17 protein-coding genes are annotated in these 22,423 nt (G+C 74.0%); 11 read left to right on the forward strand and 6 right to left on the reverse strand.

Going from position 1 to position 22,423, the window contains the following annotated elements:
- The first annotated feature begins 22 nt into the window (after positions 1-22).
- The 10 genes from H7K62_RS23810 to H7K62_RS10515 all read left to right on the forward strand — a co-directional run bounded on the left by H7K62_RS23810 (position 23) and on the right by H7K62_RS10515 (position 12,058).
- Positions 23-2,881: an MGH1-like glycoside hydrolase domain-containing protein gene (locus tag H7K62_RS23810; RefSeq protein ID WP_370591704.1), complete on the forward strand. Its 2,859-nt coding sequence runs from the start codon at positions 23-25 to the stop codon at positions 2,879-2,881.
- A gap of 34 nt (positions 2,882-2,915) precedes the next feature.
- A complete protein-coding gene (gene uvrC, locus H7K62_RS10475; RefSeq protein WP_186717853.1) occupies positions 2,916-4,928 on the forward strand; it encodes an excinuclease ABC subunit UvrC in 2,013 nt (670 codons plus the stop codon).
- Between the two features lie 4 nt (positions 4,929-4,932).
- Positions 4,933-5,940 (forward strand): RNase adapter RapZ, encoded by a 1,008-nt coding sequence (gene rapZ / locus H7K62_RS10480; RefSeq protein ID WP_186717854.1) that lies wholly within the window; start codon positions 4,933-4,935, stop codon positions 5,938-5,940.
- Positions 5,941-5,947: 7 nt separating this feature from the next.
- Positions 5,948-6,976 carry a gluconeogenesis factor YvcK family protein gene (locus H7K62_RS10485; protein ID WP_370591705.1) on the forward strand — a complete coding sequence of 343 codons (1,029 nt, stop codon included), beginning with the start codon at positions 5,948-5,950 and terminating at the stop codon, positions 6,974-6,976.
- Between the two features lie 175 nt (positions 6,977-7,151).
- Positions 7,152-8,132, forward strand: a complete 981-nt coding sequence (whiA, locus tag H7K62_RS10490; RefSeq protein ID WP_186717855.1) for a DNA-binding protein WhiA — start codon at positions 7,152-7,154, stop codon at positions 8,130-8,132.
- A gap of 51 nt (positions 8,133-8,183) precedes the next feature.
- Positions 8,184-9,179, forward strand: coding sequence for a type I glyceraldehyde-3-phosphate dehydrogenase (gene gap, locus H7K62_RS10495; protein WP_186717856.1), 996 nt, complete (start codon positions 8,184-8,186; stop codon positions 9,177-9,179).
- Between the two features lie 18 nt (positions 9,180-9,197).
- Positions 9,198-10,430, forward strand: coding sequence for a phosphoglycerate kinase (locus tag H7K62_RS10500; protein WP_186717857.1), 1,233 nt, complete (start codon positions 9,198-9,200; stop codon positions 10,428-10,430).
- A 127-nt stretch (positions 10,431-10,557) separates the two neighbouring features.
- Positions 10,558-11,322, forward strand: a complete 765-nt coding sequence (gene tpiA, locus H7K62_RS10505; protein ID WP_222437445.1) for a triose-phosphate isomerase — start codon at positions 10,558-10,560, stop codon at positions 11,320-11,322.
- Positions 11,323-11,425: 103 nt separating this feature from the next.
- On the forward strand, positions 11,426-11,680 hold the full coding sequence (secG, locus tag H7K62_RS10510) for a preprotein translocase subunit SecG (RefSeq protein WP_186717859.1): 255 nt from the start codon (positions 11,426-11,428) through the stop codon (positions 11,678-11,680).
- 30 nt (positions 11,681-11,710) lie between these two features.
- A complete protein-coding gene (locus H7K62_RS10515; protein ID WP_186717860.1) occupies positions 11,711-12,058 on the forward strand; it encodes an RNA polymerase-binding protein RbpA in 348 nt (115 codons plus the stop codon).
- Between the two features lie 120 nt (positions 12,059-12,178).
- Here the strand turns inward: H7K62_RS10515 and pgi are convergent, their stop codons facing one another.
- The 6 genes from pgi to tkt form a co-directional block, all read right to left on the reverse strand.
- Positions 12,179-13,864, reverse strand: a complete 1,686-nt coding sequence (pgi, locus tag H7K62_RS10520; RefSeq protein ID WP_186717861.1) for a glucose-6-phosphate isomerase — start codon at positions 13,862-13,864, stop codon at positions 12,179-12,181.
- 89 nt (positions 13,865-13,953) lie between these two features.
- On the reverse strand, positions 13,954-14,739 hold the full coding sequence (gene pgl, locus H7K62_RS10525; RefSeq protein WP_186717862.1) for a 6-phosphogluconolactonase: 786 nt from the start codon (positions 14,737-14,739) through the stop codon (positions 13,954-13,956).
- Positions 14,736-15,827, reverse strand: coding sequence for a glucose-6-phosphate dehydrogenase assembly protein OpcA (locus H7K62_RS10530; RefSeq protein ID WP_186717863.1), 1,092 nt, complete (start codon positions 15,825-15,827; stop codon positions 14,736-14,738). The genes pgl and H7K62_RS10530 overlap by 4 nt, the downstream gene beginning before the upstream one ends.
- Positions 15,824-17,377 carry a glucose-6-phosphate dehydrogenase gene (gene zwf, locus H7K62_RS10535; RefSeq protein WP_186717864.1) on the reverse strand — a complete coding sequence of 518 codons (1,554 nt, stop codon included), beginning with the start codon at positions 17,375-17,377 and terminating at the stop codon, positions 15,824-15,826. The genes H7K62_RS10530 and zwf overlap by 4 nt, the downstream gene beginning before the upstream one ends.
- Before the next feature lie 52 nt (positions 17,378-17,429).
- On the reverse strand, positions 17,430-18,569 hold the full coding sequence (gene tal, locus H7K62_RS10540) for a transaldolase (RefSeq protein ID WP_186717865.1): 1,140 nt from the start codon (positions 18,567-18,569) through the stop codon (positions 17,430-17,432).
- Positions 18,570-18,745: 176 nt separating this feature from the next.
- Positions 18,746-20,947 (reverse strand): transketolase, encoded by a 2,202-nt coding sequence (gene tkt, locus H7K62_RS10545; protein WP_186717866.1) that lies wholly within the window; start codon positions 20,945-20,947, stop codon positions 18,746-18,748.
- A gap of 238 nt (positions 20,948-21,185) precedes the next feature.
- Between tkt and H7K62_RS10550 the strand changes: the two genes are divergently transcribed.
- Entirely contained in the window at positions 21,186-22,130 is a 945-nt protein-coding gene (locus H7K62_RS10550; protein WP_186717867.1) for a heme o synthase, read from the forward strand.
- The last annotated feature ends 293 nt before the right edge of the window (positions 22,131-22,423 follow it).

Consider the following 22,423-nt stretch of genomic DNA (forward strand, 5'->3'; position numbering starts at 1 on the left):
CCGCAGGTGGCAGGGTGTCGCCGTGCCCTCCGCTCCCACCGGCGGTCCCGCCGCCGGCGCTCCTCGTGACGCCTCCGCGACCTCCGCCAGCGCCCCCGGTTCCGCCTCCGGTGCCGCTTCCGGTGCCGCCCCCGGTGCCGGGGGACCTGCCGGTCCCGACGCGACCGCGGCGCCCGTCGGCCACCACGCGGAGCCGAGCGACCCCCCGCAGACCGCCGAGCACGCCCGCCTCGACGAGTGCACCGGCTCGGCGGGCCCATGGCGCCTGTGGGGCCCCTACCTCGCCGGCCGCCAGTGGGGCACCGTCCGCGAGGACTACTCGGCGGACGGCGACGCGTGGCGCTCCTTCCCCTTCGACCACGCGCGCTCGCGCGCGTACCGCTGGGGCGAGGACGGCCTGGGCGGCTTCTGCGACAGGTTCGGCTTCCTCAACCTCGCGGTGGCGCTGTGGAACGGCAAGGACCCGTTCCTCAAGGAGCGCCTCTTCGGCCTCACCAACGAGGAGGGCAACCACGGCGAGGACGCCAAGGAGCACTGGTGGGCCGTGGACGGCACCCCCACGCACTCCTGGGCGCAGTGGCTCTACCGCTACCCGCAGGCCGAGTTCCCCTACCAGCGCCTGCGGGAGGAGAACGCCCGCCGCAGCCGCGACGAGCGCGAGTTCGAGCTGGCCGACACCGGCGTGCTCGACGAGGACAGGTTCTTCGACGTCACGGTGACCTACGCCAAGGCCGCCCCGGACGACGTGTGCGTGGTGGTGGAGGCCACCAACCACGGCCCGGAGGCCGCGCCGCTGCACCTGCTGCCGCAGCTGTGGTTCCGCAACACCTGGTCCTGGGGCCGCGACCTGCGCCGCGGCGTGCTCAACCAGATGCTCGCGCCCACCCTCACGGTGCCCGGGCTGGAGGCCGTCGAGGCCGAGCACGGCTACCTGGGCCGCTACGTGCTGGCCGCCGAGGGCTCCCCGCAGGTGCTCTTCTGCGACAACGAGACCAACGCGGCGCTCCTGTTCGGCGACAAGCGGACCACGAGCCCGCGCTACCCCAAGGACGGCGTCGACAGGGCGGTCGTCCAGGGCGACACCAGCGCCGTCAACCCCGCCGACACCGGCACCAAGGCCGCCTTCTGGTACCGCTGGGACTCCGTCGCCCCCGGTGAGACGGTCACCGTCCGGCTGCGCCTGACCCCGTCGGACCCGACCCCGGCGACCTTCGGGACGGGCTTCGACGCCGTGGTCGCCGCCCGCCGCACCGAGGCCGACGAGTTCTACGCCACGGTCATCGACCCCTCGCTGCCCGAGGCCGACCGGCACGTGGCGCGCCGGGCCTACGCGGGCCTGCTGTGGACCAAGCAGCTCTACCGCTTCGACGTCGCGCAGTGGCTCGACGGAGACCCGGTGGCCCCCGCCCCCCAGCAGCGCGAGGACACCGGGCGGCGCAACACCACGTGGCGCCACGTCGCGCTGGCCGACGTCATCTCCATGCCGGACGAGTGGGAGTACCCCTGGTTCGCGGCCTGGGACACCGCCTTCCACACCATCCCCCTGGCGCACGTCGACCCCGACTTCGCCAAGGAGCAGCTGGTGCTCATGTGCCGCGAGTGGGCGATGCACCCCAACGGCCAGCTGCCCGCGTACGAGTGGGAGTTCGGCGACGTCAACCCGCCCGTGCACGCCTGGGCCGCCTGGCACGTGTACCGCATCGACGGCTACCGCGACCGCGACTTCCTCATCCGCGTCTTCACCAAGCTGCTGCTGAACTTCTCGTGGTGGGTCAACCGCAAGGACTCCTCCGGCTCGAACCTCTTCGAGGGCGGGTTCCTCGGGATGGACAACATCGCGCTGTTCGACAGGTCCGCGCCGCTGCCCCCCGGGTACCGCCTGGAGCAGTCCGACGCCACCAGCTGGATGGCGTTCTACTGCCAGCAGATGTTCAAGATCGCCCTGGAGCTGTCCCGCCACGACCGCGCCTGGGACGACACCGCCACGAAGTTCCTCGAGCACTTCCTGTCCATCGCCCAGGCCATGAACAGCTTCGGCACCCGCGGCGCCAAGCTCTGGGACGACGACGACGGCTTCTTCTACGACGTCCTCGTGGACCCCTCCGGCCACGCCGAGCCGATGCGCGTGCGCTCCATGGTGGGCCTGCTGCCGATCCTGGGGGCCACCGAGGTGCCCGCGTGGATCTCCACCGAGTGCCCGGACGTCACCACCCGGCTGCGGTGGCTGCAGCGCCGCCGCCCCGACCTCATGGGCCCGCTGCGCTCCCGGTCCGGCCCCGACGGGCGGCGCATGCTGCTCTCCCTGGTGGGCCCGGAGCGGCTGCGCCGGATCCTGCAGCGGATGTTCGACACCGAGGAGTTCTGGAGCCCGTACGGCATCCGGTCCCTCTCGCGCTCCACTGGCCAGGTGTACGCCAACGTCGGGGGCCGGGACGTCTCGCTGGAGTACGAGCCGGGGGAGAGCCGCACCGGCCTGTTCGGCGGCAACTCCAACTGGCGCGGGCCGATCTGGTTCCCCGTCAACGTGCTCATCGCCGACAAGCTGCGCACCATGGGCCGCCACTACGGGGACACCTTCACCATCGAGGTGCCCACCGGGTCCGGCAACGTGGTGACCCTCGACCAGGCCGCCGACCTCATCGACGGCGGCCTCACCGCGCTGTTCCGCCCCGACCCCGCCCGCGGCGGGCGGCGTCCCACCGACGGCGACCGCGTCGAGGCCGGCGACTCCCCGCTGTGGCGCGAGCAGGTGACCTTCAGCGAGTTCTTCGACGGCGACACCGGCGAGGGCCTCGGCGCCACCCACCAGACCGGGTGGACCGCGCTGGTGGCGCACCTGCTGAACCCGCGCCTGCCCGCCGACCCGCGCCGGATGGGCTGAGCGCACCGTCGGTGCCCCTGCTTACGCTGGACGGGTGACGAACCCCGCCTCCTACCGACCGAAGCCGGGGGAGGTGCCCGACTCCCCGGGCGTGTACCGGTTCCGCGACCCGCAGGGCCGCGTGGTCTACGTCGGCAAGGCGAAGAGCCTGCGCCAGCGGCTGGCCAACTACTTCCAGCCGCTGCACGCGCTGCACCCCCGCACCGCCACGATGGTCACCACCGCCGCGAGCGTCGAGTGGACCGTCGTGGGCACCGAGGTCGAGGCGCTCCAGCTGGAGTACTCGTGGATCAAGGAGTACGACCCGCGCTTCAACGTCAAGTACCGCGACGACAAGTCCTACCCCTACCTCGCGGTGACCATGGGCGAGGAGTTCCCGCGGGTGCAGGTCATGCGCGGCGCCAAGCGCAAGGGCACCCGCTACTTCGGCCCCTACGCCCACGCCTGGGCCATCCGCGAGACCGTCGACCTCCTCCTGCGCGTCTTCCCCGTGCGCACCTGCTCCACGGGCGTCTTCAAGCGTGCCGGCCAGGTGGGCCGCCCCTGCCTGCTGGGGTACATCGACAAGTGCTCCGCGCCGTGCGTCGGCAAGGTCAGCCCCGAGGAGCACCGCGCGCTGGCGCAGGAGTTCGCCGACTTCATGGGCGGCGCCACCTCCAAGTACGTCAGGCGCGTCGAGGCGCAGATGCGCGAGGCCGCCGCCGAGATGGACTTCGAGCGGGCCGCGCGCCTGCGCGACGACGCCGGCGCCCTGCGCAAGGCCCTCGAGAAGAGCGCCGTGGTGCTCCCCGACGCCACCGACGCCGACGTCTTCGCCCTCGCCGAGGACGAGCTCGAGGCCGCCGTGCAGGTCTTCCACGTCCGCGGCGGCCGCGTCCGCGGCCAGCGCGGCTGGGTGGTGGAGAAGGTCGAGGACGTCACCACCGCCGACCTCGTGCAGCACCTGCTGCAGCAGGTCTACGGCGGGTCGGGCGACGACGACGACGCCGGCGCCGGGGAGCAGGTGCCTCGCGAGGTGCTCGTCCCCGTCGAGCCCACCGACCCCGAGCAGACCGCGGCGTGGCTCACCCGGCTGCGGGGCTCGCGGGTGGAGGTGCGCGTGCCGCAGCGCGGTGACAAGCGCGCGCTGCTGGAGACGGTGGAGCGCAACGCCACCGGAGCGCTGAACCTCCACAAGACCCGGCGCGGCGGTGACCTCACCAGCCGCTCCCTGGCGCTGCAGGAGCTGCAGGAGGCCCTCGGGCTCGACGAGGCCCCGCTGCGCATCGAGTGCTACGACGTCTCCCACCTGCAGGGCAGCGAGGTCGTGGCGTCCATGGTCGTCTTCGAGGACGGCCTGCCCCGCAAGAGCGAGTACCGGAAGTTCAACGTCCGGGGGGACGGGCCCGACGGGCGCACGGACGACCTCGCGTCCATGAACGAGGTGCTCACCCGCCGCTTCCGCCGCCACGTGGAGCAGCAGGCCGCCGACGGGCAGGGCGAGCACGTCGAGCAGGTCAGCGGCCCGGTGAGCGGGGAGGTCCAGCCGGGCATCGACCCCACCACCGGGCGGGCCCGCCGCTTCGCCTACGCCCCGCAGCTCGTCGTCGTCGACGGCGGGCAGCCGCAGGTCGAGGCCGCCGCCGCGGCGCTCGCGGACCTGGGCGTCACCGACGTCGCCCTCGTGGGCCTGGCCAAGCGCCTGGAGGAGGTGTGGCTGCCGGGGGAGGACCACCCCGTGGTCCTGCCGCGCACCAGCGAGGGCCTCTACCTGCTGCAGCGCCTGCGCGACGAGGCCCACCGGTTCGCCATCACCCACCACCGCTCCAAGCGCAGCAAGAGCATGACGACCAGCGCGCTCGACGGCGTCCCGGGCCTCGGGCCGGCGCGGCGGCAGGCGCTCATGGCGCACTTCGGCACGCTCAAGGCGCTGCGCGCCGCGACACCGGAGCAGGTGGCCGAGGTGCCCGGCATGGGGCCCGCCACCGCGGCCGCCGTGGTCGCGGCGCTGGCCGGGGACGCTCCCGCGCCGTCGGTCGACCTCGCCACCGGGGAGCTCGTGGACTGACCCGATGGGCCAGGATGGCCGCGTGAGCGCGCCGCCGCAACGACCCGAGCCGCACCCTGCGCCCCAGCAGCAGCCTCCCCCCGAGGGCGGGCACGACCTGCTCGTCATCACCGGCCTGTCGGGGGCGGGCCGGTCGACCGTGGCCCACGTCCTGGAGGACCTCGGCTGGTACGTGGTGGACAACCTGCCGCCGCAGATGCTGGGTCCGCTCGCGCAGCTCGCCGCGCAGGCCTCCGGCGCCGTCCCCAAGGTGGCGGTGGTGCTCGACGTGCGCGGGCGCGGCTTCTCCGCCGACCTCGCCGCGGCGCTCGCGGCGGTCCGCGTGCGCCGCAGCATCCTCTTCCTCGAGGCGAGCGACGGTGTGCTGGTCCGCCGCTTCGAGTCCGTGCGGCGCCCCCACCCGCTCCAGGAGGAGGGGCGCATCCTCGACGGCATCGAGACCGAGCGCGAGCTCCTGCGGGACCTGCGCGCCGCCGCGGACGTGGTCATCGACACCTCCGACCTCAACGTCCACCAGCTCGCCGCCTCGATCACCCGCGCCTTCGGGGAGGCCGAGGCCACCCGCCTGCGCCTGACGCTGCTCTCCTTCGGCTTCAAGTACGGCCTCCCCACCGACGCCGACCACGTGGTGGACGTGAGGTTCCTGCCCAACCCCCACTGGGTCCCCGAGCTGCGGCCGCTGACCGGCCGCGACGCCCCTGTCAGCAGCTACGTGCTCGGGCAGGACGGCGCCGAGGAGTTCCTCGACAGGTACGCCGCGGCCCTGCAGCCGGTCATCGCCGGCTACCAGCGCGAGCACCGCCGCTACGCCACCGTGGCCATCGGCTGCACCGGCGGCAAGCACCGCTCCGTGGCCATGACCGAGGCGCTGGCGGCGCGCCTGCAGGCGGTCGCCGACGCCGCAGCGTCCCCGTTGGCGTCGTCGTCGGCGGCACCGTCCCCGGCCGAGGGGGCTGAGGAGCACCCGGCCCCCGTGCTGCGGGTCGCCCACCGCGACCTCGGGCGAGAGTGAGGGCCGCGTGAGGCCGGGCGTCGGTCCCGGCGCCGGGCTGGCCCCCGGCCTGCAGCCCGGGTCCGGGCCCGCGGTGGTGGCCTGCGGCGGCGGTCACGGCCTGGCCGCCTCGCTGCAGGCGCTGCGTCACCTGTCGGACAGGATCACCGCCGTCGTCACGGTGGCCGACGACGGCGGCTCCAGCGGCCGCCTGCGCTCGGAGCTGGGGATCATGCCGCCGGGGGACCTGCGGATGGCGCTGGCGGCGCTGTGCGACGACACCGAGTGGGGCCGCACCTGGCGTGACGTGCTGCAGCACCGCTTCACCGGGGACGGGCCGCTGGCCGACCACGCCGTCGGCAACCTGCTCATCGCCGCCCTGTGGCAGCGCCTGGGCGACAGCGTCGAGGGGCTCGACCTGGTGGGCAGGCTGCTCGGCGCGCGCGGCCGGGTGCTGCCCATGTCGTCGGTGCCGCTGGAGATCGAGGCGGACGTGCGCGTCAGCGCCACCCGCTCGGCGCCCGCCCGCCTGGAGGTGGTCCGCGGCCAGAAGGCCGTGGCCACCACGCGCGGCACCGTGGAGGAGGTGCGCCTGCTGCCGGTGGACCCCCCGGCCCGCCCGGAGGTGGTCGAGGCGGTCCGCGCCGCGGACTGGGTGGTGCTGGGCCCCGGCAGCTGGTTCACCAGCGTCATGCCGCACCTGCTGGTGCCGGACCTGGCCGCCGCGCTGCGCGAGACCCGCGCCCGCCGCTGCCTCGTGCTCAACCTCGTCAGCGAGCGCGGTGAGACCAGCGGCCTGAGCCCCGCGGCGCACGTGCGGGCGCTCACCGCCCACGCCCGCGGGCTGCGGCTGGACGTGGTGCTGGCCGACCCGAGCGCCGTGGAGGACGTCGAGGCGCTGGCGGTCGCGGCTGAGGAGGCCGGGGCGCAGCTGGTGCTCCGGCAGGTCAGGAAGGTCCGCCGCGGGCGTCCCGCGCTGTCCTCCGAGCACGACCCGCTGCGCCTGGCCGCCGCGATGCGCGACGTGCTGGAGGGCTCCTGGGGCGACGTGGGCTGACGCGCCCGCCCCCGGACCCGACGGGGTGGCGAGGGGGTGGAGAGGGGGTGAAGAGGGTCTGACCGGCCCGCCGGCGGGCTCGGACTGATCCCGCCGACCTAGTCACACCGGTGGAATTCGGCGAGTCGTCACCCCGGGCGTGTCGCGGTGGCACCATGAAGCGCATGGAGACGGCATGGCACTGACGGCACAGGTGAAGGACGAGCTGAGCCGTCTTCCGGTGCAGCGCTCCTGCTGCCGCAAGGCCGAGGTCTCGGCCCTGCTGCGCTTCGCGGGCGGCCTGCACATCATCGCCGGGCGCGTGGTGGTGGAGGCCGAGCTCGACACCGGCGCCGCGGCGCGGCGGCTGCGGCGCGACCTCGCCGACGTCTACCGCGCGGCCAGCGAGGTGCTCGTGGTGGCCGGGGGCGGGCTGCGCCGCGGCTCCCGCTACGTCGTCCGGGTGGTCCACAACGCCGAGTCGCTGGCCCACCAGACGGGCCTGCTCGACCAGCGCGGGCGTCCCGTCCGCGGGCTCCCGCCGCAGGTGGTGGCCGGTGCGGTCTGCGACGCCGAGGCCGCCTGGCGCGGGGCGTTCCTCGCGCACGGCTCCCTGACCGAGCCCGGGCGCTCCTCCGCCCTGGAGATCACCTGCCCGGGCCCGGAGGCCGCGCTGGCGCTGGTGGGTGCCGCCCGGCGCCTGGACATCCAGGCCAAGGCGCGCGACGTGCGCGGCACCGACCGCGTGGTCATCCGCGACGGCGAGGCCATCGGGGACCTGCTCACCCACCTGGGCGCCCACGGCGCCAAGCTGGTGTGGGAGGAGAGGCGCATGCGCCGGGAGGTGCGCGCCACCGCCAACCGCCTCGCCAACTTCGACGACGCCAACCTGCGCCGCTCGGCGCGCGCCGCGGTGGCCGCCGGCTCCCGGGTGGAGCGCGCCCTGGAGATCCTCGGGGAGGACGTGCCGGAGCACCTGCGCACCGCCGGGGCCCTGCGCCTGGAGCACAAGCAGGCCTCCCTGGAGGAGCTCGGCGCGCTGGCCGACCCGCCGATGAGCAAGGACGCCGTGGCCGGCCGCATCCGCCGGCTGCTCGCCATGGCGGACCGCCGCGCCGAGGAGCTCGGGATGCCGGGGACCGAGGCCAACCTGACCCCTGACATGTTGGACGCCTGAGGTGCCCTAGGGTCTGGGGCGACCCCTGCCACTCCTACCAGGAGGCGCTCTGTGACCATCCGCGTGGGCATCAACGGCTTCGGCCGCATCGGCCGCAACTTCTTCCGCGCCGTTCAGGCGTCGGGCGCTGACGTCGAGATCGTCGGCGTCAACGACCTGACCGACAACGCGACGCTCGCCCACCTGCTCGCCTACGACTCGGTCCTCGGCCGCCTCGAGGGCGTGTCCACCGCGGGCGACGAGATCTCCGTCAACGGCAAGAGCTTCAAGGCGCTCGCCGAGCGCAACCCGGCCGACCTCCCCTGGGGCGACCTGGGCGCGGACGTCGTGGTCGAGTCGACCGGCATCTTCACCGACGCCACCAAGGCGAAGGCGCACCTCGACGGGGGCGCCAAGAAGGTCATCATCTCCGCCCCGGCGAAGAACGAGGACATCACCATCGTCATGGGCGTGAACGACGGCGACTACGACGCCGCCGCGCACAGCATCATCTCGAACGCGTCCTGCACCACGAACTGCCTCGCCCCGATGGCCAAGGCCATCGACGACGAGTTCGGCATCGTCCGCGGCCTCATGACCACGGTGCACGCCTACACGCAGGACCAGAACCTGCAGGACGGGCCGCACTCCGACCTGCGCCGCGCCCGCGCCGCCGCCATCAACATCGTCCCCACCTCCACCGGTGCGGCGAAGGCGATCGGCCTGGTGCTCCCGCAGCTCAAGGGCAAGCTCGACGGCTACGCGCTGCGCGTCCCGGTCCCGACCGGCTCGGCCACCGACCTCACCGTCACCGTCGGTCGCGAGACCTCGGTCGACGAGGTCAACGCGGTGGTCAAGGCCGCGGCCGAGGGCGCCATGAAGGGCTACCTCAAGTACACGACCGACCCGATCGTGTCCTCGGACATCGTCACCGACCCCTCCTCCTGCATCTTCGACGCCGGCCTGACCAAGGTCATCGGCGACCAGGTGAAGGTCGTCGGCTGGTACGACAACGAGTGGGGCTACTCCAACCGCCTCGTCGACCTGGTGAAGCTCGTCGGGGCCTGAGCCCCCTCAGCCCCAGACATGGCGCTCACGTCGCTGGACGACCTGGTGGCCGCGCAGGGTGACCTGCGCGGCCGCCGGGTGCTGGTCCGCTCCGACCTCAACGTGCCGCTCGACGGCACCACCATCACCGACGACGGCCGCGTCCGGGCCTCGGTGCCCACGTGGCAGCGCCTGCTCGACGCGGGCGCGCGCGTCGTCGTCGTCGCCCACCTGGGCCGCCCCAAGGGCGCCCCGGAGGCGAAGTACTCCCTGGCCCCCGTGGCCGAGCGGGTGCGCGAGCTGCTGCCGCAGGTGACCGTCCGGTTCGCGGACACCACCGTCGGCGGGTCCGCGCAGGAGGCCGCCGACGCCCTCGGCGACGGCGAGCTGCTGCTGGTGGAGAACCTCCGCTTCAACGCCGGCGAGACGAGCAAGGACGACGCCGAGCGCGCCGCCTTCGCCGCCGAGCTGGCGGCCCTCGTCGGGGGTCCCGACCGGGGCCTGTTCGTCTCCGACGGCTTCGGCGTGGTGCACCGCAAGCAGGCGAGCGTCTACGACGTCGCCCAGCTGCTCCCGCACGCCGCCGGTGGCCTGGTCGAGGCCGAGACCGCGGTGCTGCAGCGCCTCACCACCGACCCGGCCCGGCCCTACGCCGTGGTGCTGGGCGGGGCGAAGGTCTCCGACAAGCTGGCCGTCATCGAGAACCTGCTCGGCACCGCCGACCGGCTGCTCGTGGGCGGCGGCATGGTCTTCACCTTCCTGGCGGCCCAGGGCCACGAGGTCGGGAAGTCCCTGCTCGAGGCCGACCAGGTCGAGACCGTCAAGGGCTACCTCGCCACCGCCGCCGAGCGCGGCGTGGAGGTCGTCCTCCCGGTCGACGTCGTCGCGGCGACGGCGTTCTCCGCCGACGCCGACCACGAGGTCGTCGCCGCGGACGCCATCCCGGCCGACCGGATGGGCCTGGACATCGGCCCGCAGAGCGCGAAGCTCTTCGCCGAGCGGCTCGCCGACACCCGCACGGTCTTCTGGAACGGGCCCATGGGCGCGTTCGAGATGGCGCCGTACGCCGAGGGCACCCGCGAGCTCGCGAAGGCCCTCGTCGAGGTCACCCGCGCCGGCGGCCTCACCGTGGTCGGGGGCGGCGACTCCGCCGCAGCCGTGCGCTCGCTCGGCTTCGCCGACAGCGACTTCGGCCACATCTCCACCGGCGGCGGCGCCAGCCTGGAGTACCTCGAGGGCAAGACCCTCCCGGGCCTGTCCGTCCTGTCCTGACAGCGGCCTGACGGCAGCCTGACGGGGCTCCCCGCCCGCGCGCTCGCGCGGGCGGGGAGCCCTCCGCACGCACGCACCCACCTCGCACCCGCACCCCTGGAGGAACCCCGTGGCCCGCACCCCGCTCATGGCCGGCAACTGGAAGATGAACGTCGACCACGTGCAGGCCACGGCCCTCGTGCAGCGCCTCGCGTGGACCCTGCGCGACGCCAAGCACGACCCGAAGGCCGTCGAGGCCGTCGTCATCCCGCCGTTCACCGACCTGCGCTCGGTGCAGACCCTCATCGAGGGCGACAAGCTGGAGCTGGGCCTGGGCGCCCAGGACGTCTCCGCGCACGAGCCGGGCGCCCGCACCGGCGAGGTCGCCGCCTCGATGCTGGCGCGCCTGGGCGTGCAGTACGTGGTGGTCGGCCACTCCGAGCGCCGCCAGTACCACGGCGAGGACGACGCGCTGGTGGCCGCGAAGGCCGCCAAGGTGCTCGAGCACGGCATGACCCCGATCGTCTGCCTGGGCGAGCAGCTCGAGGTCCGCGAGGCCGGCGAGCACGTCGCCGACTGCGTCGGGCAGCTGGACGGGTCCCTGGCCGGCATCTCCGCGGAGGACCTGCCCAAGGTCGTCGTCGCCTACGAGCCCGTGTGGGCCATCGGCACCGGCAAGGTGGCCACCCCCGAGGACGCCCAGGAGGTCTGCGCCGCGCTGCGCGCCCGCCTGGCCGACGTCCACGGCGCCGAGGTGGCCGACGCGGTCCGCGTGCTCTACGGCGGATCGGTGAAGTCCGCCAACGTCGCCGCCATCATGGCCGGTGAGGACGTCGACGGCGCCCTCGTCGGCGGCGCCAGCCTCGACGCCGGCGAGTTCGCCGGCATCGTCACCGGCGGGGCGCCGTCCTGACCGCCGTCCTGACCGCCGTCTCCGCCGGGCTCCCGCGCCGCAGGGCGACCACCTGCGTGATGGCGGTCACGGCGGCGCCCACCAGCAAGTACTCTGGTCGGCTGTGACCGTCCTGCGGATCGTGCTCCAGGTGCTGCTGGCGCTGACGAGCCTCTTCCTGACCCTGCTGATCCTCCTGCACAAGGGCAAGGGCGGCGGCCTGTCGGACATGTTCGGCGGCGGGATGTCGGCCAGCGTGGGCAGCTCCGGTGTGGCCGAGCGCAACCTCAACCGGATCACCGTGGCCAACGCCCTCCTGTGGGCGGCCGTGGTCGTCGCGCTCGGCCTCGTCGAGCGCTTCGACCCCAGCGGTTCCTGAGCACCCACCCCAGCAGACGAAGGGATCACCGTGGCAGGTGGCAACGCCATCCGGGGCAGCCGAGTCGGCGCCGGGCCGATGGGCGAGGCGGAGCGCGGCGACGCCGCGCCCCGGCGCCGCGTCTCCTACTGGTGCGCCAACGCGCACGAGACGCAGCCCAGCTTCGCCTTCGACTCCGGGTCGGAGGTGCCGGAGACGTGGGACTGCCCGCGCTGCGGCCTCCCCGCCGGGCAGGACCAGGCGAACCCGCCCCAGGCCCCCAAGACGGAGCCCTACAAGACGCACCTCGCGTACGTGAAGGAGCGCCGCTCCGAGAGCGACGGCAAGGCGATCCTCGAGGCCGCGCTCGCCAAGCACCGCGCCAAGCGCGGGCTCTGACACCACCCGCCTGACGCGCGTCGCACGCGCGGCTGACGGACCGAGGGGCTCCTGGGACGACCGGCCGGTCGTCCCAGGAGCCCCTCGTCCGTCTCGTCCGTCAAGCGGTGGCGCCGGCGCTCAGGCGGTGCGCTGCGCCAGGTAGTGCTCGATGAGCCCCCGCGTCGAGGGGTCCTGGGACTCCAGGGCCGAGGTGTCGCCGGTGAGGGCGGGGGCGATCTCCTGGGCGAGCTTCTTGCCCAGCTCGACGCCCCACTGGTCGAAGCTGTCGATGCCCCAGACGGTGCCCTCGACGAAGGTGGTGTGCTCGTACAGCGCGATGAGCTGCCCCAGCACCGACGGGGTCAGCGACGGGGCCATGATCGAGGTGGTGGGCCGGTTCCCGCTGAAGACGCGAGCGGGCACGACGTCCTCCGCGGTGCCCTCGGCGCGGACCTCCTCGGCGGTCTTGCCGAAGGCCAGCGCCTTGGTCTGGGCGAAGAAGTTGGCCATGAAGAGCGCGTGCACGTCGGCGTCGCCGTCCTGCAGCGGGTGCGCCGGGTTCGCGAAGGCGATGAAGTCCGCCGGGATGACGCGCGTGCCCTGGTGGATGAGCTGGTAGAAGGCGTGCTGGCCGTTGGTGCCGGGTTCGCCCCAGAACACCTCACCGGTGTCGGTGGTCACCGGCGTGCCGTCCCAGCGGACCGACTTGCCGTTGGACTCCATCGTCAGCTGCTGCAGGTAGGCGGGGAAGCGGTGCAGGTACTGGCTGTAGGGGAGCACCGCGTGGGTGTGGGCGCCCAGGACGTTGACGTACCAGACGTTCAGCAGGCCCAGCAGCACCGGCACGTTCGTGGCCAGCGGCTCGGTGCGCACGTGCTCGTCCACGGCGTGGAAGCCGGCGAGGAAGTCCCGGAACGCCTCCGGCCCGATGGCCACCGCCAGCGAGGTCCCGATGGCGGAGTCCACCGAGTAGCGCCCCCCGACCCAGTCCCAGAAGCCGAACGCGTTGTCAGGGTCGATCCCGAAGTCGGCGACCTTGTCCAGCGCGGTCGACACCGCCACGAAGTGCTTCGCCACGGCCGCGCGGCGCGCGTCGTCGTCGTCCTCCAGCGCTCCGGCGGCGGCCAGGTGCTCCCAGAGCCAGGCGCGGGCCAGCCGCGCGTTGGTCAGCGTCTCCAGGGTCCCGAAGGTCTTGGACGCGACGATGAAGAGCGTGGTGGCCGGGTCCAGGTCGGCGACGGTCTCGGCCAGGTCGGTCGGGTCGATGTTGGAGATGAACCGGACCTCGAGGTCGGGGTGCTTGTAGGCCTTCAGCGCCTCGTAGGCCATCACCGGCCCGAGGTCGGAGCCGCCGATGCCGATGTTCACCACCGTCCGGATCCGCTCGCCGGTGACACCGGTCCAGGAGCCCGAGCGCACGGCGTCGGCGAACGCCGACACCTTGTCCAGGACAGCCTGGACGTCACCGTCCACGTCCTGGCCGTCGACGACGAGCGCGGGCCGGGCGCCCGGCGGGCGGCGCAGCGCCGTGTGCAGCACCGCGCGGTCCTCGGTGGCGTTGATGTGCTCGCCGGCGAACATCGCCGCGAGGCGCTCCGGCAGGCGCACCTGCTCGGCCAGGTCCACCAGCAGCGACAGGGTGGTGTCCGTCACGAGGTTCTTGGACAGGTCCACGTGCAGGTCCGCGGCGTCGAAGGTCAGCCGGCGGGCGCGCTCCGGGTCCTCGGCGAACCAGCGCCGCAGGTCGGGGGAGGTCTCGGCGTGGTGGGCCTGCAGGCCGGCCCAGGCGGACGTGGTGGTCGGGTCCACGGGAGGGGTGCTCACGGACCAGACGCTAGGGCAGCCGCCCCGACCCGTCACACCGAGCCCGCACCCTCGGCCCCCGCTCGGCCCCGCTGGGTCTCGCGCAGCCGTCACAGGCTGCTCGCGGCCTCCCGGTCCAGCAGCCACAGGGTGCGCGCGGTGCCGCTGACCAGGCTGGCGGGCAGCGGGCCCGGGCCCGCGAGGGCCTCGGCGACGGCGTCGGCCTTGTCGGCGCCACCGACCACCAGCCAGACCTCCTCCGCGGAGGCGATCACCGGCAGGGTCAGCGACAGGCGGGTCGGCGGGGGCTTGGGGGAGTCGTGCACGGCGATGACCTCGTGGCCGACCTCCTGGCCCGCCTCCAGCGACGGGTGCCCGGGGAACAGGCTCGCGACGTGCCCGTCGGGGCCGACCCCCAGCATCAGCACGTCGAAGACCGGCACCACCCCGCCGACGCCCTCCTCGCGCGCCGCGGCGGCGAGCTCGGCGGCGTACCGGGTGGCGGCCGCCTCCGGGTCGTCGCCGTCCGGCCCGTCGCTGGCGGGCATGACGTGGACGGCCTCCTCGCGCAGCCCCTGCTGGGCGAGGGCGTCCAGCACCGCCCCGCGCGCCTGGACGGCGTTGCGGTCGCCGTCGTCGGCGGCCACGAACCGCTCGTCGCCCCACCACAGGTCCACGCGCGACCAGTCGACGGCGCGGGAGGCGGGGGAGGCGGCGACGTCGCGCAGCACCTGCGTGCCCACGGTGCCGCCCGTGAGCACCACGGACGCGCGCCCGCGGCGCACCTGCGCGTCGAGCACGCGCACCACCAGGCGCGCGGCGACCGCGGCGGCCAGGGAGTCCTTGTCGGGGTGGACGACCACCTCGGCGGCCGACCGCGACCCGTAGCTGCTCATGAGGCGTCCTCTCCGACGGTCGGCTTCTCCGGCGGCGGGTCCGCCGCCGCGATGGCCGCGGCGCGGGCGTGCGCGGCGGCGTCCAGCTCGGCGCCGTGGCGCAGCTGCTCGGCCACGTCCGGCCCGCGCCCGCTGGAGCGGGCCTCCGCCATCTCCAGGTGCCCCTCGGAGCCCGCGTCCAGCGCTGCGAGGCCCGCGGTGATGACCTCGCCGTAGATGTCGTCGGGGTCGAGGCGGCGCAGCTCCTCGGCGAGGCAGTCGCGGTTGGACCGCCGCGGCAGCGCCAGGCGGCGCTCGGGCTGGCCGGGCTGGGTGAGGGTGGCGACCTTGCCGTCCGGGCGGGCCAGCTCGACGGCGCCGCCGGGCCGCTCCAGGCGCACCCCGACGATGCCGCCGCCGGTCGGGCCGCTGACGCGCGTGACGGGGCAGCGCAGGGTGAGCGCCAGCCACGCGGCCAGCAGCTCGGTGCTGGGGCTGTCGCTGGCCCCCGTCACCGTGGCCGAGGTGACCCGGTCCGCGGGCACCTGGTCCAGCGCCGCCGCGAGCAGGCCGCGCCACAGGGTCAGCCGGGACCAGGCGAAGTCGGTGTCCCCGGGCACGTGCCGTCCGGCGAGGCGGTGCAGCGTGTCGACCGGGTCCGCGCAGCCGGCGGCGTCCGTGATGCGCCGCTGCGCCATCGCCCCGATGGGGTCGGAGGCGGGGTGCGCCGGCGCCTCTCCCGGCCACCAGGCCACCACGGGCGCGTCCGGCAGCAGCAGCGGGATGACCATCGCCGCCCCGTGGCCGGTGAGCGGCCCGTAGCTGCGCAGCACGATGACCTCGCTGGCGCCGGCGTCCCCGCCCACGCGGATCTGCCCGTCCAGGCGTGACGTGCCGCGCTCGTCGGCGGCGGCCAGCACGACGATGCGGCAGGGGTGCTCGCGGCTGGCGTCGTTCGCGGCCTCGATGGCGGTCTCGGCGTGCTCGTCGTCCGTGGGGACCACCAGCGTCAGCACGCGGCCGAGGGCCACGGCACCGCCGGAGTCGCGCAGGTCCACGAGCTTCTTGGCGATCGCCGCGGTGGAGGTGCGCGGCATGTCGACGATCACGGGCGCCTCCAGGTGCGGCCGGTGCGGGCGAGCATCTGCGTGGCCTGCTCCGGGCCCCACGAGCCCGAGGCGTACGGCGGGGGCTGCCCCTGCTCGGCCCAGTGGGCGATGACGGGGTCGAGGATGCGCCAGCTGAGCTCGACCTCCTCGTGCCGCGGGAAGAGCGGCGGGTCGCCCAGGAGCACGTCGAGGATGAGCCGCTCGTACGCCTCGGGGGAGGACTCGGTGAAGGAGTGCCCGTACCCGAAGTCCATCGTGACGTCGCGGACCTCCATCTGCGTGCCCGGCACCTTGGAGCCGAACCGCAGGGTCACCCCCTCGTCCGGCTGCACCCGCACCACGAGGGCGTTCTGGCCCAGCTCCTCGGTGGCGGTGGACTCGAAGGGCAGGTGGGGCGCCTTCTTGAACACCACCGCGATCTCCGTGACGCGCCGCCCCAGGCGCTTGCCGGCGCGCAGGTAGAACGGCACCCCGGCCCACCGGCGGGTGTCGACCTCCAGGGTCACGGCCGCGTAGGTCTCCGTGGTGGAGTCCGGCGGGATGCCGTCCTCCTCCAGGTAGCCCTTCACCGGCTCGCTGCCCTGCCAGCCCGGGGCGTACTGCCCGCGCGCGGTGTTGGCGTCCAGGTCCGCCGGCAGGCGGACCGCCGAGAGCACCTTCTCCTTCTCGGCGCGCAGGTCGCGCGCGTCGAAGGAGACCGGTTCCTCCATGGCGGTGAGGGCCAGCAGCTGCAGGAGGTGGTTCTGGATGACGTCGCGCGCGGCGCCGATCCCGTCGTAGTAGCCAGCACGACCGCCGATGCCGATGTCCTCGGCCATGGTGATCTGCACGTGGTCGACGTGGTTGGAGTTCCACAGCGGCTCGAACATCTGGTTGGCGAAGCGCAGCGCCAGCAGGTTCTGCACCGTCTCCTTGCCCAGGTAGTGGTCGATGCGGAACACCGAGTCCTGGGGGAAGACGCTGCCGACCACGGCGTTGAGCTCGCGGGCGCTGGCGAGGTCGCGGCCGAACGGCTTCTCGATCACCACGCGCCGCCACGAGCCCTCCACGGGGTCGGTCAGCCCCGAGGCCGCCAGCTGCTGGCACACCTGCGGGAACGCGCCCGGCGGGATGGACAGGTAGAAGGCGTGGTTGCCCCCGGTGCCCCGCTGGGCGTCGAGGTCGCGCACCACCTCGGCGAGCTGGGCGAACGCCGCGGCGTCACCGAACTCCCCGGGCACGAACCGGAAGCCCTCGGCCAGGTGAGCCCAGACCTCCTCGCGGAACGGCGTGCGGGAGTGCTCGCGCACCGAGTCGTAGACGATGCGCCCGAAGTCCTGCTCCGCCCAGTCCCGCCGGGCGAACCCCACCAGGGAGAACCCCGGCGGCAGCAGCCCGCGGTTGGCGAGGTCGTAGATGGCCGGCATCAGCTTCTTGCGGGCGAGGTCGCCCGTGACGCCGAACATCACCATGCCGCAGGGACCGGCGATGCGGGACAGGCGCTTGTCGCGGGGGTCGCGCAGGGGGTTCTGCGCGACCCCCGCACCCGCGCCGGGGTGGAGCAGGGACATCAGCGGACCACGGCCGGGCGGAGCGGCACCGCGTGGCGCGGGGGCCGGCCGGTCACTCGTCGTCGCTGGCGCCGGCCTGGGCCGAGGCGCGCTCGAGCTCGTCGCGGACGGAGTCGCCCAGCTCGGTCCAGGACTTCTCGAACTTGTCCACGGCCTCGGTCTCGAGGTCCTCGACGACCTTCGTGTAGGAGACGCCCAGGCGCTCGAGCCCGTCCATGACGCGCTCCGCCTCCGCGTAGGAGCCCTTGATGGTGTCGCCGGTCACCTGTCCGTGGTCGGCGAAGGCCTCCAGCGTGGTGCCGGGCATCGTGTTGACGACGCCGTCGGTGACCAGCTCGCTGACGTACAGGGTGTCGGGGTAGGCGGGGTCCTTGACGCCCGTGGAGGCCCACAGCGGGCGCTGCACCTGGGCGCCGGCCTCGGCGAGCACCTGCCAGCGCGGGGAGGAGAAGACCTCCTCGTAGGCCTGGAAGGCCAGGCGCGCGTTCGCCAGGGCGGCCTTGCCGCGCAGCTCCTTCGCCTCGTCAGAGCCGATCGCGTCGAGCTGCGGGTCGATCGCGGTGTCCACGCGGGACACGAAGAAGGACGCGACGGAGGCGATGGGCGCCAGGTCGAGGCCCTTCTCGCGGGCCTGCTCCAGGCCGGTGAGGAAGGCGTTCATGACGGCGCGGTAGCGGTCCAGGGAGAAGATCAGCGTGACGTTGACGCTGATGCCTTCGGAGATCGCCGCGGTGATCGCCGGCAGGCCCTCCACCGTCGCCGGGATCTTGATGTAGAGGTTCTCGCGGTCCACCGCGGACCACAGGGTGCGGGCCGACTCGGTGGTGGCCTGGGTGTCGCGCGCCAGGCGCGGGTCGACCTCGAGCGAGACGCGGCCGTCGCCCTTGCCACCGGTGCGCTCGTGCACCGGGCGCAGCACGTCGCAGGCCTCGCGGACGTCGCGCGTGGTGATCTGGAAGACGGCCTCGTCCACGTCGGCGCCCGAGGCGGCCAGCTCGCGGACCTGGTCGGAGTAGCGGTCGCCCTTCTTGAGGGCGCTGGCGAAGATCGTCGGGTTGCTCGTCACCCCGACGACGCTGTGCTGCTCGACGTGCTCGGCCAGGCGGCCGGTCTGCACGAGCTCGCGCGACAGGTCGTCGAGCCACACCGAGACGCCGGCCTGCGAGAGGGCGGCGAGGTTCGCGTTGGTCATGAGGGCGCTCCAGGTGCGTGGGTGGGTCGGGGGAGGGGGACGTCCGACGTCCCCGGGGGGCGGGGCGCCGGGCGCTCCCGCGGGACACGAGGTCCCGCGGGAGCCCCGGCGACCAGCCTGGTGGCGGAGTGCGCGCCGCGCGACCGCTCGCGCGGCGCGCGCTCCGCCGGGGAGGATCAGCGGTCGCCGGTGCCGCCGGTGGGCGACGACGAGCCCGCGACGGAGCCGGGGCTGTCGCCACCGGCAGCGGCCTGCAGGGACTCGTGCGCCTTCGCCACCACGTTCTCGGCGGTGAAGCCGAACTCCTGCATGAGGCGGGCGCCGTCGGCGGAGGCGCCGAAGTGCTCGAGGGAGACCGAGCGGCCGGCGTCGCCGACCACGTCGCGCCAGCCGGCGGCCACACCTGCCTCGACGGACACCCGGGCCCTCACCGAGGGCGGCAGCACGGACGCGCGGTAGGCGTCGTCCTGCTCGGCGAACCACTCGCGGCACGGCATCGAGACCACGCGGGTGCCGATGCCCTGGGCCTGCAGCTGCTCGCGGGCCGCGACGGCCACCTCCACCTCGGAGCCCGTGGCCACGATGATGACCTGGAGGTCGCCCAGCGAGTCGTCGGCGTCCACGAGCACGTAGCCGCCCTTGAGGGTGCCCTCGGCGGAGCCGAAGACCTCGCGGTCGTACACGGGCAGGTTCTGGCGCGAGAGCACCAGGCCGGTCGGGCTCTCGGTGTGCTCGAGCGCGCCGCGCCAGGCGTACGCGGTCTCGTTGGCGTCGGCGGGACGGACGACGGCCAGGCCCGGGATGAGGCGCAGCGCGGCGATGTGCTCGACCGGCTGGTGGGTGGGGCCGTCCTCGCCCAGACCGATCGAGTCGTGCGTCCACACGAAGATCGAGGGGATCTCCATCAGCGCCGACAGGCGCACCGAGGCGCGCATGTAGTCGCTGAACTGAAGGAACGTGCCGCCGTAGGCGCGGGTGCCGCCGTGCAGCACGATGCCGTTGATGGCCGCGCCCATGGCGTGCTCGCGGATGCCGAAGTGCAGCGTGCGGCCGTACGGGCCGCCCTTCCACATCGGGGTCTGCCGCGAGGCGGGCAGGAAGGAGGGCTCGCCCTCCATCGTCGTGTTGTTGGACTCCGCCAGGTCGGCCGAGCCGCCCCACAGCTCCGGCAGGACGCCGGCCAGGCCGGTGAGGACCTCGCCGCTCGCCTTGCGGGTGGAGACGGCCTTGCCGGCCGGGAAGGACTTCAGCGACTCCGTCCAGCCCTCGGGCAGGGAGCGGGTCTTCAGCCGGTCCAGCAGGGCGGCGCGCTCGGGGTTCGCCGCGCGCCAGGCGGCGAAGCGGGCGTCCCACCCGTCAGCGCCGGAGCGCAGCTCCTGGGCGCGGGCGGCCAGACCGCGGGTGCGCTCCAGCACCTCGTCGTCCACGGCGAACGTCTTCTCGGGGTCCAGGCCCAGGACCTGCTTGAGGCCCTTGATCGCGTCGTCGCCGAGGGCGGAGCCGTGCGACTTGCCGGTGTTCTGCAGCTTCGGCGTGGGCCAGGCGATGATCGTGCGCAGCGCGATGAAGCTCGGGCGGGTGGTCTCGGCCTTCGCCGCCTGCAGCGCGTCCCACAGGGCCTGCACGTCCTCGACGTAGCCCTCGCCGTCGTCGTGGGAGCCGCCGCGGGTCCAGTCGACGGTCTGCACGTGCCAGCCGTACGCCTCGTAGCGCTTGGCCACGTCCTCGGTGAAGGCGATCTCCGTCTGGTCCTCGATGGAGATGTTGTTCTGGTCGTAGATGACCGTGAGGCCGCCCAGCTGCTGCGTGCCGGCCAGCGAGCTCGCCTCGGCGGAGACGCCCTCCTCGAGGTCGCCGTCGGAGGCGATGGCGTAGACGTGGTGGTCGAACACCGACTCGCCCGGGGCGGCGTCGGGGTCGAGCAGGCCCCGCTCGCGGCGGGCGGCCATGGCCATGCCGACGGCGTTGGCGACGCCCTGGCCCAGCGGGCCGGTGGTCACCTCGACGCCCTTGGTGTGCTTGTACTCGGGGTGCCCGGGGGTCTTGGAGCCCCAGGTGCGCAGCGCCTTGAGGTCGTCGAGCTCGAGCCCGAAGCCGCCCAGGTACAGCTGGATGTACTGGGTGAGCGCCGAGTGGCCGGCGGAGAGCACGAAGCGGTCGCGCCCGTCCCAGGTGGTGTCGGCCGGGTCGTGCGTGAGGAGCTTCTGGTAGAGCAGGTACGCCAGGGGGGCCAGGGAGATGGCCGTGCCGGGGTGGCCGTTGCCGACCTTCTGCACCGCGTCGGCGGCGAGGGCGCGGACGGTGTCCACGGCGCGCTGGTCGACCTCGTCCCACGCGAGCTTGCCCGCGGTGGTCGTCTGGGCGCTGGTCTGTGTCACTGAGCTGTCCTTCCCTCCGCGCGGCGCGGGAGGGGGCCGCCGCGCGCGTGTCGTCCAGTGGTGCGGCTCTGCTGTCGTTTGTGAGCCTACTCACCGGCGCGTCGGGCGCCACGCGTCACCCTGCCACCCGGGGGACGAGGGGGCCGTACAGTGGCCCCGTCCGTGCCCTGAGGACCGCCGCGCCCCGCCTGGGAGCCGCTCCGTCAGGCCCCTGCTCCAGCGAGGACCGCGACCGCTCGTGACCGCCGTCGAGGACGCCCGTGGCGCCCGCTCCCGCTGGACCCGGCGCCAGCGGGTGGCCGGCTTCGTCGCACTCACCAAGCCGCGCATCATCGAGCTCCTCCTCATGACCACGGTGCCGACGATGATGCTGGCGCAGCGCGGGCTGCCGCCGTTGTGGCTGCTCGGCGCCACCCTCGTCGGGGGCACCCTCGCGGCGGGCAGCGCCAACGCCCTCAACTGCTACATCGACCGCGACATCGACATGCGGATGCACCGCACCGGCAAGCGCCCGCTGGTCACCGGCGTGGTGACCCCGCCGGAGGCGCTGGCCTTCGGGCTCGTGCTGGGCGCCCTGTCGGTGCTCTGGCTCGGGCTCGTCGTGAACCCGCTCTCGGCGCTGCTCGCCGCGCTGGCCATCGGCTTCTACGTGGTGGTCTACACCCTCGGCCTCAAGCGCCGCACCAGCCAGAACATCGTCTGGGGCGGCGCCGCGGGCTGCATGCCGGTGCTCATCGGCTGGTCGGCCGTGACGGACGGCCTGTCCTGGACGCCGTGGGTGCTCTTCGCGGTGATCTTCCTGTGGACCCCGCCTCACTACTGGCCGCTGTCCATCAAGTACCGGGCGGACTACGCCGAGGTCGGCGTGCCGATGCTCCCCGTGGTCGCCTCGCCGCTGACGGTCGGCCGCCAGGTGGTGGCCTACGCGTGGGCCATGGTCGCCGCCTCCCTGCTGCTGGTGCCGATCGCCCCGACCGGCCCGGTCTACGCCGCCGCCGCGGTGCTCCTGGGCGGCTGGTTCCTCGTGGAGGCCCACGGCCTGCTCCGGCGCGCCCGCCGCGTCACCTCCGCAGACGAGGTCGGCGCGATGCGCCTGTTCCACACCTCCATCAGCTACCTGACGCTGCTGTTCCTCGCGATCGCCGTGGACGCGGTCGTGCCGCTGCAGCCCCTGTTCTCCTGACCTGCCTGGCGGGCTGAGCGCAGCCGGCGGGCCGCCGGCAGCGCCGGTCGTCGTCGTCCTCGTCTCCTCCTTGCTGGCTCAGGGTGGCCCCGGTCCACACCTAGAGGACCGGGGCCACCCCGGTCCCGTCCGCAGGTGCACCAGAGCCACTCAGCGCGAGCCCCTGGGAGCTCAGGACGACGACGGGGCACCCCCACGTGGAGCCCGGCTGCGCCGTGGCCGGAGTCCGTGGCCGAGACCGACCTCGCGGCACTCCGCCGCTGCGCCGCGGTGGGTGGACGGGGTCCCGTCCC

This window comes from Quadrisphaera sp. RL12-1S, assembly GCF_014270065.1.
In the GTDB taxonomy this organism is placed as follows: domain Bacteria; phylum Actinomycetota; class Actinomycetes; order Actinomycetales; family Quadrisphaeraceae; genus Quadrisphaera.